Source organism: Streptomyces sp. NPDC027663 (assembly GCF_055566415.1).
Genome location: NZ_JBVHSK010000027.1, coordinates 1 through 14609 on the forward strand (window position 1 = coordinate 1; position 14609 = coordinate 14609).

The 14609-nt window shown below is 73.1% G+C and carries 15 protein-coding genes; 7 read left to right on the forward strand and 8 right to left on the reverse strand.

All coding sequences use genetic code 11. The features are described 5' to 3' along the window. Positions 1-162: 162 nt before the first annotated feature. The 3 genes from ACZ4SF_RS37240 to ACZ4SF_RS37250 form a co-directional block, all read right to left on the reverse strand. Entirely contained in the window at positions 163-1224 is a 1062-nt protein-coding gene (locus tag ACZ4SF_RS37240) for an aminotransferase class V-fold PLP-dependent enzyme (protein WP_468393347.1), read from the reverse strand. Positions 1225-1318: 94 nt separating this feature from the next. Beyond that, positions 1319-2038, reverse strand: a complete 720-nt coding sequence (locus tag ACZ4SF_RS37245; protein ID WP_468393349.1) for a DsbA family oxidoreductase — start codon at positions 2036-2038, stop codon at positions 1319-1321. A 165-nt stretch (positions 2039-2203) separates the two neighbouring features. Then, entirely contained in the window at positions 2204-3202 is a 999-nt protein-coding gene (locus tag ACZ4SF_RS37250; protein ID WP_468393351.1) for a GlxA family transcriptional regulator, read from the reverse strand. A 49-nt stretch (positions 3203-3251) separates the two neighbouring features. On the opposite strand from ACZ4SF_RS37250, the gene ACZ4SF_RS37255 reads away from it, so the two are divergent. Then, the gene (locus tag ACZ4SF_RS37255; RefSeq protein WP_468393353.1) at positions 3252-4634 is read left to right on the forward strand and encodes an MFS transporter; all 1383 of its coding nucleotides are present in this window, start codon (positions 3252-3254) and stop codon (positions 4632-4634) included. A 75-nt stretch (positions 4635-4709) separates the two neighbouring features. On the opposite strand, the gene ACZ4SF_RS37260 is transcribed toward ACZ4SF_RS37255, so the two are convergent. Further along, entirely contained in the window at positions 4710-6239 is a 1530-nt protein-coding gene (locus ACZ4SF_RS37260; RefSeq protein ID WP_468393355.1) for an aldehyde dehydrogenase (NADP(+)), read from the reverse strand. A 151-nt stretch (positions 6240-6390) separates the two neighbouring features. Here ACZ4SF_RS37260 and ACZ4SF_RS37265 point away from each other — a divergent pair, with 151 nt between their 5' ends. From ACZ4SF_RS37265 to ACZ4SF_RS37290, 6 genes are all read left to right on the forward strand, one after another. Next, a complete protein-coding gene (locus tag ACZ4SF_RS37265) occupies positions 6391-7164 on the forward strand; it encodes an IclR family transcriptional regulator (protein WP_468393357.1) in 774 nt (257 codons plus the stop codon). A 96-nt stretch (positions 7165-7260) separates the two neighbouring features. Further along, positions 7261-7731 carry a GNAT family N-acetyltransferase gene (locus ACZ4SF_RS37270; protein ID WP_468393359.1) on the forward strand — a complete coding sequence of 157 codons (471 nt, stop codon included), beginning with the start codon at positions 7261-7263 and terminating at the stop codon, positions 7729-7731. Between the two features lie 549 nt (positions 7732-8280). After that, entirely contained in the window at positions 8281-8436 is a 156-nt protein-coding gene (locus ACZ4SF_RS37275) for a hypothetical protein (protein WP_468393360.1), read from the forward strand. Further along, on the forward strand, positions 8433-9689 hold the full coding sequence (locus ACZ4SF_RS37280; protein WP_468393362.1) for a sensor histidine kinase: 1257 nt from the start codon (positions 8433-8435) through the stop codon (positions 9687-9689). The genes ACZ4SF_RS37275 and ACZ4SF_RS37280 overlap by 4 nt, the downstream gene beginning before the upstream one ends. After that, on the forward strand, positions 9686-10345 hold the full coding sequence (locus ACZ4SF_RS37285) for a response regulator (RefSeq protein ID WP_468393364.1): 660 nt from the start codon (positions 9686-9688) through the stop codon (positions 10343-10345). The genes ACZ4SF_RS37280 and ACZ4SF_RS37285 overlap by 4 nt, the downstream gene beginning before the upstream one ends. Positions 10346-10432: 87 nt before the next feature. After that, positions 10433-11887, forward strand: a complete 1455-nt coding sequence (locus tag ACZ4SF_RS37290; protein WP_468393366.1) for a peptidoglycan D,D-transpeptidase FtsI family protein — start codon at positions 10433-10435, stop codon at positions 11885-11887. Between the two features lie 154 nt (positions 11888-12041). Here the strand turns inward: ACZ4SF_RS37290 and ACZ4SF_RS37295 are convergent, their stop codons facing one another. From ACZ4SF_RS37295 to ACZ4SF_RS37310, 4 genes are all read right to left on the reverse strand, one after another. Continuing rightward, a complete protein-coding gene (locus ACZ4SF_RS37295; RefSeq protein ID WP_468393368.1) occupies positions 12042-12839 on the reverse strand; it encodes an HAD family acid phosphatase in 798 nt (265 codons plus the stop codon). 373 nt (positions 12840-13212) lie between these two features. Continuing rightward, complete coding sequence (locus ACZ4SF_RS37300; RefSeq protein WP_468393370.1) at positions 13213-13467, reverse strand: hypothetical protein; 255 nt, start codon at positions 13465-13467, stop codon at positions 13213-13215. A 16-nt stretch (positions 13468-13483) separates the two neighbouring features. Then, complete coding sequence (locus ACZ4SF_RS37305) at positions 13484-13621, reverse strand: hypothetical protein (protein WP_468393372.1); 138 nt, start codon at positions 13619-13621, stop codon at positions 13484-13486. Between the two features lie 209 nt (positions 13622-13830). Further along, entirely contained in the window at positions 13831-14412 is a 582-nt protein-coding gene (locus ACZ4SF_RS37310) for a TIGR03086 family metal-binding protein (RefSeq protein WP_468393374.1), read from the reverse strand. Between the last annotated feature and the right edge of the window lie 197 nt (positions 14413-14609).

Here is a 14609-nt window from a genome sequence, read left to right on the forward strand (position 1 = left end):
TTCCCGCCACCCGCTACCGCGCGCCGGGTTCCGTGTCGCCTTGTTCCCCCCCTCCCGCGGGAGAACAAGCCCCCCCGCCCCCCCCCCCCCCGCCCCACCCCCCCCCCCCCCCCCGGCCGGGGCGAGGCCGGCCTGTGCGAGCTGGACGCGGGGTCCGAGCGGTCAGCCGGACAGCGCGTCCAGCAGGCGGTCCACGTCGGCGTCCGTGTTGTAGAGGTGGAAGGCCGCCCGCAGGTTGCCGGCGCGGTCGGAGACCTCGATGCCCGCCTCGCTCAACGCGGGCTGCCGGGAGCCGAGTCCGGGGACGGAGACGATCGCCGAGCCGGGGGCGGGCACGGGCTGGTGGCCGAGATCCGCCAGCCCCGCCCGGAACCGGTCGGCGAGGGCGACGTCGTGCGCGTGGATCGCCGCCACCCCGAGTTCCTCGACGAGTTCGAGGGACCGGCGCAGGCCCGCGAAGGTGAACAGGGCGTGGGTGAGGTCGAACCGGCGTGCCGAGTGGGCGAGTTCGGCCACCGGGCCGTAGCAGCTGTCCCACGGCCGCTCGGCCGCCACCCAGCCCGCGAGCAGCGGGGTCAGTCCGCCGAGGTCCTCGGGGACGGTGAGGAATGCCGCGCCGTGCGGGCCCAGCAGCCACTTGAAGGAAACGCTCGCGGTGAAGTCGTAGGCGTCCGCGTCCATCGGCAGCCAGCCGGCGGCCTGGGAGAAGTCGACGTAGGTGCGCGCGCCGTGGGCGCGGGCTGCCTCACGCAGGGCGGCCAGGTCGGCGACCCGGCCGTCGGCGGACTGGGCGGCGCTGACCGCGACGAGTGCGGTGCCCGGCCGGACGGACTCGGCGATCCGCTCCAGCGGGACCGTGCGCACCTTGAGGTCGCCGCGGACGTGGAAGGGGTTGAGCACGGAGGTGAAGTCGTCCTCGGCGGTGAGGACTTCGGCACCCGCGGGCAGCGAGGCGGCGATCACGCCGGTGTGCGCGGCGACCGAGGCGCCCGCCGCGACCCGGGTGGCCGGCACGCCGGCGAGCCGGGCGAACACGGCCCGGCTCGTCTCCACGTCCTCGTACAGCGGCGCCAGTGGCCGGCCCTCGGCCCGCAGCAGCGCCGCTTCCTGCAGGGCGGCTACGGTACGGGCGGGCAGCAGCCCGTTGGACGCGGTGTTGAGAAAGCTGCTCTTCGGGCGGAACTCGGCGCGGACGAGGCTCTCGAACGTCTCCGTGGTCTCCATGGGACCACTGTGCGGCCCAGGGATCTCCCCGTCCATTGCGAATTTTACGCGGTTCCCCTCAGGAACGCTTATACAACCGCGCCGACCTGCGCTTTCAGCCGTGCTGCGGGACCGCGCAGCCGTCCGGGCCGCAGGCCTGGGCGGCACCCTGGTCGACCAGCTTCAGCGGGGAACGCTCACCCCAGGCCTCGGCCAGCGCCTGGGTGAAGACCTCGGCGGGCTGGGCGCCGGAGACGCCGTACTTCCGGTCCAGGACGAAGAACGGCACGCCGGTCGCGCCGAGCCGGGCGGCCTCGCGCTCGTCGGTGCGGACCTCCTCGGCGTACGCGTCCGGGTCGGCGAGCACGGCGCGGACCGCGCCGGCGTCCAGTCCGGCCTCGACGGCCAGCTCCACCAGGCGCTCGTCGCCCTCGGTGAAGACGGACCGCTCCTCGGCGAAGTTGGCCCGGTAGAAGACCTGGATCAGCTCGTCCTGCCTGCCGTGCTCCTTGGCGAGGTGCAGCAGGCGGTGCAGGTCGAAGGTGTTGCCGTGGTCGCGGCCCCGGGTGCGGTAGGGCAGGCCCTCGGCGGCGGCCTGGGCGCCCAGGTTCTCCTCGCCGGCCTCGGCCTGCGCCTCGCTCATGCCGTACTTCCTGGTGAGCATGGTGATCACCGGCTGGACGTTGCCCTTGGCGCGGCCCGGGTCCAGTTCGAAGGAGCGGTGCACCACCTCGACCTCGTCGCGGTGCGGGAAGGCAGCGAGCGCCTTCTCGAAGCGGGCCTTGCCCACGTAGCACCAGGGGCAGGCGATGTCGCTCCAGATCTCGACGCGCATGTCTTCGGCTCTCTCCAGGTCGTACGGGTGCGGGGACTCCCCCGCTCGGTACGTGAACGTTCAAGCAGGGTGTTCCATTCCCGGGCGGCTACTCCCTGCACGGTCACGGATCACACGGCCGGGGACGCGGCTCCCGGGGGCGACTGCCCCCTGCCCGGTCACGGATCACACGGCCGGGGACGCGGCCGTCCGCCGCCCCGCCGTGTGCCGGCTGAACTGGGCCCGGTAGGCGCTCGGGGTGAGGCCGGTGCGGCGGACCAGGTGGGCGCGGAGCGAGTCGGCGGTGCCGAGACCGCAGGCGGCGGCCACCTGGTCCATGGCCAGCCGGGTGGTCTCCAGGAGTTCCTTGGCGCGCTCGATGCGCTGGTGCAGCAGCCACTGCAGCGGGGTGACCCCGCTCTCGGCGTGGAACCGGCGGGTGAGGGTGCGCACGGAGACGCCGGCGTGCCGGGCCAGGTCGGTCAGGGCGAGCGGCTTGTCCAGGTTGCGCATGGCCCAGGCGCGGGTGTCGGCGCAGGCGGTGCCGCGCTCGGGCGGCAGCGGGGTCTGGGTGAACTGGGCCTGGCCGCCGGGCCGGACCGGGGCGACCAGGGCGAGCCGGGCGACCTCGTTGGCGACGGCCGCGCCGTAGTCGGTGCGGATGATGTGCAGGCACAGGTCGATGCCGGCGGCGTACCCGGAGGAGGTGAGGAACTGGCCGTCCTGGGCGTAGAGGACGTCGCCCCGGACGTCGATGTCGGGATGGCGGCGGCGCATCTCCTCCGCGTGCGCCCAATAGGTGGTGGCCGTACGGCCCTTGAGCAGGCCGGCCTCGGCGAGCGAGAAGGCCCCGGAGCAGATGGAGGCGATGCGCACGCCCGCCGCGGCGGCCTCGCGCAGGGCCTCCAGCACCCTCGGGTCCGGGGCGAAGGGCCTGCCGGTGCCCGCCACGATCACCGTGTCCGCCTCCCGCAGCGCCTCCAGACCGTGCGGCACGTGCAGTTCCAGCGTGCCGGTGGTGGGCACGGGCCCGGGGTCGGGTGCACAGATCACCACGTCGTAGGCGGGCCGTCCCTCGGTCTCGACCTTCCCGAAGAGCATCTCGGGGATGGCGAGGTTGAACATCGACACGGGCGGCGACGCGACGACGGCGACACGGAGCATGGCCAGAACCTCCGGATGCATGGCATTCAGGCCACTACTGTACGCAGGGCAAGATCCGCAGTATGGGCGCATGTCAACGAACCAGACCGTGCGCGGCTCTCAACTTCCCGCATCTGCACGGCAGTTCCCGGTCCGTCCCGCCGTGGCGCTGGCCACGGCCCTCCTCGGTTTCGCGCTCACAACCCTCGACGCCTCCGTGGTGAACGTGGCCATCCCCGCGATCGGCTCCGACCTCGGCGGCGCCATGGCCGGGCTCCAGTGGGTGCTGGACGGCTACACCCTGGCCCTCGCCGCGCTGATGCTCTCCACCGGCGCCTTCTCGGACCGGGCCGGGGCGAGCCGGGCGTACGCCCTCGGCATCACGGTGTTCACGCTGGCCTCGGTGGTCTGCGGCCTGGCACCGAACCTGCCCGCTCTCATCGGCGCCCGGGTGGTGCAGGGCGCCGCGGCGGCCGTGGTGCTGCCCGCCTCGCTCGCCCTGGTACGGCAGGCGTACCCGGATCCGGTGCGGCGGGGCCGGGCGGTGGCGGCGTGGGCGGCAGGAGGGTCGGTCGCGATCGCGCTCGGTCCGGTGGCCGGCGGTGCGCTGACCACGGCCTGGGACTGGCGCGGGATCTTCTTCATCAACGTGCCGCTGGGCGGGGTCACCCTGCTCCTGCTGCTGCGCGCACCGCGCTCCGAGCGCCGGCCGGCGCCCCTGGACCTGCCGGGCCAGATGACGGCCGTGGTCGCCCTGACCGCGCTGACGTTCGCGGTGATCGAGGGCGGTACGAGCGGGGTCGCGGCCTTCGCCGTGGCCGTCGTCGCGGCCGTGCTGTTCGTCCGGATCGAGCGGCGCCGGCCGCATCCGGTCGTCCCCTTCGAGCTGTTCCGTGGCCGTCGGGTGCGGGTGGCGGTCGTGACGGGAGCGGCGTGCAGCGTGGCGTTCTACGGGATCCTGTTCGTCGTCTCCCTCTTCCTCCAGCAGGTGCAGGGCCGTTCGGCGCTGGCCGCCGGGCTGGTGTTCCTGCCGATGTCCGCGCTGATCGCGGTGGCGAACGTGGTGTCCGGCAAGCTGTCCGGACGGTACGGCCCGCGCCTGCCGATGCTGCTGGGCCAGGCGCTCGCGCTGGCGGGCCTGCTGGCTCTGCTCAGCGTCGACGCCGGGACGTCCGCCGCCGTGGTGGCCGCACTTCTCGTACCGATGGGCCTCGGCTGCGCGCTGACCATCCCGACGCTGACCGCGGTGATGCTGGACGCCGTGCCGGCCGAGCGGGCCGGTCTTGCGGCCGGGGTGCTCAACGCGGCACGGCAGGTGGCCGGCGGGCTGGGGATCGCGGTGTTCGGCGCGCTGGTGTCGGACGGCTTCGCCGCCGGGATGCGGGCGAGCCTGCTGGTGGCGGCGGCTCTGTTCGCAGCGTCCTTCGCGCTCGGCCACAGAGCGCTCCGGCCCCGGACGACCGGTCCCGCCTGAGAGGACACACCGCGTCCCTGCCCCGGCAGGCGCCGGGGCCGCCGTCCCGGTGGCCCCGGCGAGGCGGCTGCGGCGCTACCGCTCCAGAACCCCGTTGAAGCGGCGCGGAAGCCCCAGCGGATTGTCGTCGCGAAGCTCCGGCGGCAGCAGCGCCTCCGGTGCGTTCTGGTAGACCACCGGCCGCAGCCACCGTTCGATGGCCGTACCGCCCACCGAGGTCGACGTGGAGGTGGTCGCCGGGTACGGCCCGCCGTGGTGCTGGGCCGGCGCCACGGCGACCCCCGTCGGCCAGCCGTTGACCAGCACGCGCCCGGCCAGCGGGGTCAGCTCGGCGAGGATCTCCGCTCCCCTGCCGTTGCCGGCGGCCTCCTCGGCCGACAGCTGGACCGTCGCCGTCAGGTTGCCCGGAAGACGGCCGAGCACCGCCGCGGCCTCGGCCTCGTCCGCATAGCGGGCCACCACGGTGACCGGCCCGAAGCACTCCTCCAGCAGCAGGTCGTACGCCCCCTCCTCGGTCAGCCGCTCCGCCGGCACCGTGAGGAAGCCCGCACTGACCGTGTGCTCGCCGCCCGCGCCCGGGGTGACCGGGCTGTCCACGCCGGGCAGCTGCGTACGCTCGGCCACACCGGCGACGAAGTCGTCCCGCATGCGGTGGTCGAGCAGCACCCCGGCCTCGGTGTCGCTGACCGCGTCGGTGAGGGACTTCACCAGCCGGTCGCCCGCCGCACCGGAGGGGACCAGCACCAGTCCGGGCTTGACGCAGAACTGGCCGACGCCGAGGGTCATCGACCCGGCGAGCCCGCTGCCGATCTCCTCGGCGCGCTCGGCCACGGCGGCCTCGGTCACCAGGACCGGGTTCAGCGAACCCAGCTCGCCGTGGAACGGGATCGGCACCGGGCGTGCGGCGGCCGCGTCGAACAGCGCCCGCCCGCCCCGTACCGAACCGGTGAAGCCCGCGGCGGCGACCAGCGGGTGCCTGATCAGTTCGACGCCCGCCTCGAAGCCGTGCACGAGGCCGACGACGCCGTCGGGGATGCCGTGTCCGGCGGCGGCCCGGCGCAGCACCTTGGCGACCAGTTCGGAAAGTGCCGGGTGGTCGGGGTGGGCCTTGACGACGACCGGGCAGCCCGCGGCCAGCGCGCTCGCGGTGTCGCCGCCTGCGACGGAGAAGGCGAAGGGGAAGTTGGAGGCGGAGTAGACGGCGACGACCCCGAGCGGGACCTTGTAGCGGCGCAGGTCCGGGACGGGCGGGGTGGCCGTGTCGTCGGGGTGGTCGATGACGACGTCGAGGAAGCCGCCCTCGCCGACGATCCCGGCGAAGGCGCGCAACTGGTACACGGTCCGGGCGAGTTCGCCTCCCAACCGGGTCGGTCCCAGGGCCGTCTCGGCGTCGGCGGTCTCGACCAGGCCGTCCCTGGCCGCCTCCAGGCCCGCGGCGGCCGAGCGCAGGAAGGCGGCGCGGACCGTGCGGTCGGCGAGGGCGCCGCGCGCGGCGTGGGCCGCCCGGACGACCGTGTCCACCTCCTGGGCTGTGGCCTCCACCGCAACCTGTTCACGCCGCTTCCCGGTGCGCGGGTCGACACTCCAGACTGGTCCTGCTGCCACCGCGGGTCCCTCCCAGTAAAGGCCGCACTTTCCAGAACTGCCAGGTCAGCCATCAGCCGCGTTCGATATACTGAACACTGTCTCTGATGATGAATAAGCTGCTCGGAGACTATATAACTCAGGTCCTCGTCGAACGAAGGGGTCAAGGGCGATGACGGCAGGCGACACAGCCGGCGGGGCGCAGGTCAAGTCCGCGGTGCGGACCGTTGAGCTGCTGGAATACTTCGCCGGCCGGCCCGGCATGCACTCCCTGGCGGCCGTCCAGGAGGCCGTGGGATACCCCAAGTCCAGCCTGTACATGCTGCTGCGCACGCTCGTGGAGCTGGGCTGGGTGGAGACGGACGCGACGGGCACGCGGTACGGCATCGGCGTGCGGGCGCTGCTCGTGGGGACGTCGTACATCGACGGCGACGAGGTGGTGGCCGCCGCCCGTCCGACGCTGGACCGGCTCTCCGACGACACCACGGAGACCATCCACCTGGCACGGCTCGACGGCACCAACGTCGTCTACCTCGCCACCCGCCAGTCCCAGCACTACCTGCGCCCCTTCACCCGCGTCGGCCGCCGGCTGCCCGCGCACTCCACCTCCCTCGGCAAGGCGATCCTCGCCACCTACTCCGACGAACAGGTCCGCAAGCTGCTGCCGGAGACGCTGCCCGGGCTCACCGAGAACACCATCACCGACCGGGAGAACCTCATCAAGGAGCTGCACCAGGTCCGGGAGCAGGGCTTCGCGGTCGACCGCGAGGAGAACACGCTGGGCCTGCGCTGCTTCGGCGTGGCGATCCCGTACCGCACGCCGGCCCGGGACGCGATCAGCTGCTCGGTACCGGTGGCCCGGCTGACCCCTGCCCACGAACAGATGATCAAAGACGCGCTGTTCGACGCCCGGGACCGGCTGACGCTGGCGACCCGCAGGCTCTGAACCCGGAGCGGAATCAGGCGGCCGGGATCACGGCGACCTGTACCTCGCGCGTTGCGGGCCGCGGGCGCGGGCCGCGGCGGTCGTAGGCTCGGAACCATGGAGATCGTGCTGCGTGGCGTGGAGGACGACGATCTGACGGTGTTCTTCCGGCAGATGACCGATCCGGAGGCGCTCCGGATGGCCGCCTTCGGCCCCGAGAGCCAGGGCGACCGGGGCGCCTTCTACGCCTGGTGGCAGCAGATCCGGGCGTCCGACGCCGTGACGCGCACGGTCCTGGCCGACGGCCGGGTGGTGGGCAACGCGGCGGTCTACGGGGAGCCGGGCGGGCGTGAGGTGACGTACTGGATCGACCGTGCCTGGTGGGGGCGGGGGCTGGCGACGGCGGCCCTGCGGGCACTGCTCACCGAGGTTCCCGAACGGCCGCTGTACGCCAGGGCCGCCGCCGACAACGCCGCCTCGCTGCGGGTGCTGGAGAAGTGCGGTTTCCGGGAGACCGCCCGGGCTCTCGGGTTCGCCAACGCGCGCGGCGAGGACATCGAGGAAGTGGTCCTGCGGCTGCCCGCCTGACCCCTCGCGGATCCCGGCCATCCCCGACGACGGAGCGTGTGCCCGGACGAGCCGTGGAAGACCCGGCCCGCCCGCCGACGAACCGCCCGCCCGGACGAGCCCCGGAAGACCCGGCCCGCCCGCCGACGAACCACCCGCCCGGACGAGCCCCGGAAGACCCGGCCCGCCCGCCGACGAACCACCCGCCCGGACGAGTTCCGGATGACCCGGCCTCCCCCGGACGGCGGAGCCGGATCGTCAGGGGGCAGGAGGTGAACTCCCTGTCCGGCGCGAGAGCGTTGAGCCATGACGACCTCGACCTCCGGCCGTGACGGCGGTGCTGTTCGCGCTGGTTCCGGGTGCGCTGCGCCTGCTGTGGGCCGGCGGATCCACGGCCGGCCTGAACGGGAGCACCGACCGGCTCATGGAGGTCGTCCACCTGCTCTCGCCACCGCCGCCGTCACCGGCTCCCGGCAGCTCGCCTTCCGCCGGAGCCGGGCCCTGCCGGTCAGCGTGCCGCCGGCCCTGGCCCGGGTCGGCTCCGGCGCCACCGCGTGCTGGGGCGGATGGATGACGCTCAGCACGCTGGTCATGGCCGAGGACCTCGCCGGAGGCCCGACACCGGTGATGCGCCTGACCTACGCTGTGCAGATGATCGTCGGCTTCCTCGTGGCGACACTCATCGCCCGCTGCTTCGCGGACCGCTCCGCCAACGCATCGCGGTGACGCGTGGGTTGGGCCTGCTGTTCGGCGGGCGGGCACGGCGCCGCTGGGTGCATCTGATCCTCGGCGGCGCCCTCGCCATGCCGTACGTCTTCGTCGGCTCGCTCATCGTCGGGCCGCTCGCCGGCGCGGACGACGTCTTCGGCTGCCTGCCCCTGCAACTGGCCTCGTTCGGCGTCGGGTTGCCGGTCGCCGCACTCACGTCCCTGTTCCCGCTGACCCGGCCGCTGGAGTCCGCCGCGGCCCGCGCCCTGTGCGGGATCGCCGGGGACGGCGCAGGCGACCTTGCCGACGGTCCGGCCCGTGGCCGGGTCGAACGGGCGCGCACGGCCGCCTGGTTCACGCTGCACCTGGGCCTCGGCGGGATCGTCTCCGGGATGTCGCTGGCCGTGCCGCCGTTCGCGGTGCTGGTGATCGCGCTGCCCCTGTTCGCCGGTCTGCACGACTCACCGCTCGCCCTGCCCGGCGTCCTCGACCGGCCATGGGTGTGGGCGCTCGCGCCGGTCGCGGGTCTGGCCATGCTGCTCGCGCTCGCCGCCTGCGTCGCGGCCTGCGGAGCGCTGCTGGCCCGCGGCGCGCCCGCGCTGCTGGGGCCCACCCCGGCCGACCGGCTGGCCGCCGCCGAGGCCCGGGCCGCCGACCTCGCGGTGCGCAACCGGCTCGCCCGTGAACTGCACGACTGTGTCGGTCACGCGCTGAGCGCGGTCACCCTCCAGGCGAGTGCAGCCCGCCGGCTCCTGGACAGCGACCCGGACTTCGTCCGCGAGGCGCTCACCGCCATCGAGGACACCACCCGGCGCACGGTCGGCGAACTCGACGCCGTACTGGGGCTGTTGCGGGACGGGGACGCGCCCGGCACCGCGCCCGCGCCGACGCTCGCGGCCGACCTGGAGGGACTGCTGCGCCGGACCCGGGCCGGCGGGCAGCGCGTGACGGCCACCGTCGGCACCGATCCCGAGGCCCTGCCGCCGCTGGTCTCTCGGGAGGCGTACCGGATCGTGCAGGAAGGCCTGAGCAACGCCCTCAAGCACGCCGGTGAACCGGTCACCCTCCGCATCACCCGCACCGACGGCCGCCTGGAGGTCACCGTCGAGAACCCGCTGGGCCGCACCGCCTCCCCGACCCGCCCCGGCGGCGGCCACGGCCTGCGCGGCATCGCCGACCGGGTCCGGCTGCTGGGCGGCACGGCGGAGGCGGGACCGTCCGGGGACATGTGGCAGCTGCACGTACGTCTGCCGTTGAAAGGATCCGCATGACCCAGCCCCCCATCCGCATCGTCCTCGCCGACGACGAGCGCATGGTCCGCACCGCCCTGCGCGCCATCCTCTCCGCCGAGCGCGGTCTGGAGGTGGTCGGCGAGGCGGCGACCGGCACCGAGGCCGTGTCCGTGGTCCGGGAGCTGCGGCCCGACGTCGTGCTCATGGACGTCCGGATGCCGGAGACCGACGGCATCCGGGCCACCGAGCTGATCACCGGCACCCTGGAGAAGCCGCCGCGGATCGTCGTCGTGACCACCTTCGAGAACGACTCCTACGTGTACGACGCCCTGCGCGCCGGAGCCGCCGGCTTCCTGCTGAAGCGGTCCGACGCGGACACCCTCGTGCAGGCGGTACGGCTGGTCGCGCGCACCGACAGCCTCCTGTTCCCGTCGGCGGTACGGACCCTCGCCGCCGAGCACGCCCGCGCGGCCGCCCCCGCCGCGCCCTGGGTGAGCATGCTCACCGGCCGCGAGAGCGATGTGCTGCGGCACATGGCCGCCGGGCTGACCAACGCCGAGATCGCCCGGCACCTGGACGTGGGCCCGGCCACGGTGAAGTCGCACGTGGCGGCCGTCCTCGCGAAGACCGGCACCCGGGACCGCACCCAGGCGGTGATCGCCGCGTACGAGGCCGGTTTCCTGAGCACACGATGAGCGCGGGCTGAGGCCGACCTGAATCCGGGATGAGAAAACCGGACGAACGGGAACGTCGGCCCCCCTCCCGCTCGTCTTCCGTGCGGGATGAACAAGACGATCAGGCGGGCGTCCGTCTTCGCGCTGCTGCTCGTGGTCACCCTGCTGGTCAGGGCGACATGGGTGCAGTTCTACGACGGCAAGGCCCTCGCGGACGACAACAACAACCGGCGGAACGCGATCGCGACGTACTCGCGGCCCCTCGGGAACATCATCGTGGCCGGACACGCGATCACCGGCTCCGCGCGGACGAAGGGAAGCGACCTCGCGTACAAGCGGACGTACAAGGACGGCAGGCTGTACGCGGCGGTGACGGGCTACGCCTCGCAGGCCTACGCCCCCACTCAGCTGGAGGGCATCTACACGGACCTGCTCAACGGCACGGACACCCAGCTCAAGACCGTGCTGGACACGGTCACCGGCGAGCGCGCCGAGCCGGGCGACGTGATCACCACGATCGACCCCGCCGTGCAGAAGGCTGCCTACCGGGCGCTCGGTGACACCAAGGGCGGGGCCGTCGCGATCGACCCGAAGACCGGCAGGATCCTCGCGGCGGTCTCCACACCGTCGTACGACCCCTCCTCGCTCACCGACGCCAACACCGCGGGCAAGGCGTGGAAGCAGCTCACCACGGACGAGGACAAGCCGCTCAGCAACCGCGCGCTGCGCCAGCCGCTGCCCCCGGGCTCGACGTTCAAGCTGGTCGTGGCGGCTGCCGCGCTGGAGGACGGGCTCTACAAGAACGTCGGCGAGCACACCGACAGCCCCGACCCGTACATCATGCCGGGCACGACGCGTCCGCTGGAGAACGAGAGCAAGTCTGCTCCGTGCAAGAACGCCTCGATCCGCGTCGCCCTGCAGTACTCCTGCAACAACGTCTTCGGTCACATGGCCGTCCAGCTCGGGCAGGACAAGGTCAGGGCCATGGCCGAGAAGTTCGGCTTCAACGACGCGGAGCAGGACGTGCCGGTGCGGGCGTACGCCAGTGTGTATCCGTCGGACATGGACCAGGCCCAGACCGCTCTGTCCGGCATCGGCCAGTTCGACGTCACGGCCACGCCTCTGCAGATGGCCATGGTGTCCGCGGCCATTGCCAATGGCGGCAAGCTGGTCTCGCCGCACATGGTGTCGCAGATCACCGACAGCGGCGGTGAGGCGTTGAAGGACTACGACGACAGCGCGGGCACGGAGGAGATCGTCAGCTCTTCCACCGCCGAGCAGCTGCAGTCGGCCATGGAGACGGTGGTGAAGGAGGGCACCGGTACGAACGCGCTGATCGACGGGGTGACCGTCGGCGGCAAGACCGGCACCGCCCAGCACGGCGAGAACAACAGCAAGACGCCGTACGCCTGGTTCACCTCCTACGGCAAGTCCGACAGCAACGGCAAGGAGGTCGCCGTCGCGGTGATGGTCGAGCAGTCGGACGCGGCACGGTCGGAGGTCAGCGGCAACGGTCTGGCTGCGCCGGTCGCCAAGGCGATGATGGAAGCCGCGTTGAAGTAGGGGCGTCTTGAAGGGGGGCGGGGACGACGGGGACCGTCGGAGGGCGTTCTCACGCGGTGGCCGGTGACTTCGCCCCCCGTCACGGCAGGTGCTGCCGGTGACGGGGGCCGAGTTCGAGCGGCTGCTCAGGACGTACGGCTGACCGTCAGGAGCGTCAGGAGACGAAGTAGGTCGGGTTCGGCAGCTTGTACCTGCGGTCGGCGTAGCCGCCGTCCAGGTCCGAGTACTGGTCGCCGAAGTTGGCGATGATCTCGTAGCCCAGGTCGTCCTCGATGTGCTTGCGCGTCCCGGACTTGTACTGCACGGTCGTGCAGTTCCAGGTGCCCGCGGTGGCGCAGTCCTTCAGGTAGGCCGGCGGGTTGGCCTTGTCCTTGAGGAACATGTGGTCGGCGTCGAGGTTCACATCGGCGCCGACCTTCTTCAGGTTCTCGACGGCGCCGGCGCGCTGGGCCTCGCTGAGGCCGGAGTTGTAGAAGACCTCGACGCCCCTGGACTCGGCGTACCGCACCAGCTCCGGGCTGCCGAAGACGGCCGGACGGTCGGCCTTGTTCACGTAGTCGTTCCACGTGGTGGGGTTGTACGTGTAGTTGTAGCGCTTCTCGTAGTCGAGGCTGAGCAGCAGCGTGTCGTCGATGTCGAAGACGACGGCCGGCTTCTCGCCCCGACGGTGCGCCTTGCGGGCGGCCTTGTCGATGTAGCGCTTGGCCTGGGCGTCGAGGTGCGCCAGGTCCTCGGCGTACGGGCTGTCCGGGGACGCCTGGTAGACGCCGTTGCTGTCGGCGGTGGTGCCGTAGTAGGCGTCGATGTCCTTCACCAACTGCCCGATGTTGTACGGCTCGTGGGTGGAGTTCGCCGTCGACTGGCCGGCGGTGGCCGTGCCCGCGCCGTACAGCGCCGCCCCGGCGACGACACAGGCGGCGCCGGCAGCGACCGCCTTGAGGGACTTCCGCATAGGTTCTCCGGATCTGGTGGATGAGAGTGATGTACCAGGTCAGAGATTGTCTACGCGCATCACAAGCGCGGTGCGAGCCCTGTTATCGGATCGATACCGGCACCGGCCTGAGATCTTCACCGCACTCCCTGCGGAATCTTGCCTTCCGCCAGAGGACCCTCAACCCGCTTACGGCTCCCGCTCCTTGCCCGGCCGGGCAAGGAACTCTGAGTCGCAGCCGGTGCCGGCTCGGGGAGGACCCGGGGGGGGGGAACTCAGGAAGAGTCTCGGGGAACGCACGGCGCAGCGGGGTGAGCGGCCCGGCGGGAGCGTGCGGTTCCCCAGCCGCCCCCCGGCTCCTTCCGCGGAGGGGAGCCCTCGCCGACGGATCCGGTCAGATCTCCATCACGGCGTCGCATTCGGGGCAGACCACGGACGCGTACTCGACGGGGTACCACGGCGCCCCGGGGGGCCCGACGGGCGTCGAGGGGGCCCTCTCCATGGCGAAGGTGTCCTTGCCGCACAGTGTCCGTGGCCCCGCGGCGTCGGGTCGGCCGGGGGCAGCGGGTGCGGCGTGCACCCGGCGGGGACGCCGTTGCCCTTCGGCCACCGGCTGGTCGGGTTCGTACACGACGACGATCTCGCTCATGTCGGTGTCCGGGAGGTCACTCGCGCCCGGCGCCCGGGACGGCGAGTGCACGGCCGCGGTACAGGCCTTCGCGTTCCTGGGGCTCCTCCGGCGCGCCCGGCCGCGGACGGCGCGTCGTCACCCACACAGAGGGCTCGTCGATTGCGGCTTCCATTGCGGCTTCCTCCGTAGCTCTGGGACCGGCCGATGCTTGCGCGGGCCACGGGTGCGAGGGGGTCGCGGCCCCGCTCCGGGATGACGAGCATCCGCTCGTCCGATCATGCCTGCCCGCCCGCGCCGGCGCTCGTCCAGAGACTCCGGCGCAGTCGCGTCACCGCCGGGCCGGGCCTCCTGTCGGCCACCGGCCCCACGGCCGCCTGCCCCTTACGGCCGCCACCCCGGATCCCGCCCGCTCAGCCCCACCGCCCGGTCGAGCAGCGGCGCGCCCGCCGCGACCGGTACGACCGGGCCGAACAGGCCGTCGCCGCGGTCCTGGGCGTCGGCCGCGGCCAGCAGGAAGCCGTGGGCCGAGGCCAGGGCGGCCGGGTCGGGGGCGTAGTCCTGACCGGTGGCGCGGGCCAGGTCCCAGCCGTGGATCACCAGCTCGTCGGCTACGACGGCACCGGCGACCGCGCCCGGCAGATCCACCCCGCCGGCGCGGGTGTCGCCGGTCCAGGCGGCCGGGTCGCGCCAGGCGGCGGCCAGCTCGTCCAGCGCCTCGGGCAGCCGCACGCGCCAGTCCGGGCCGAGGTCCCAGGGGACGGAGTCCGGGCTGGTGCCGGTCGTCGCGCCGAACTCTTTGCGGGCGGCGTCCCGGAAGGCCACGGACAGCATCAGCAGGTGGCCCAGCAGGTTGCGGACCGCGACGCCCGGGCAGGGTGTGGCGGCCGTCAGCTGCTCCTCGGTGACGGCCCCGGCGAGCCGGGCCACGATGTCGGTCTGCGGGCCGAGGTCAGCGGTGGTCATGGTGCCCTCCTTCAGCGACACGTAGGTGCTCTACGAAGAACTGACCGGCCGAGGCCCGCAAACTCATCGGCGCCCCGTCGACGCCCCGGCAGACGCCTCACCGCCCCCGCACCGGCCGTACCTCCCTGCGCGCCGCCGCACCGGCCCCACCACGCCTGACCACCGCTGCTGCTGCAGTGCTACGGCCCGGCGCTGCT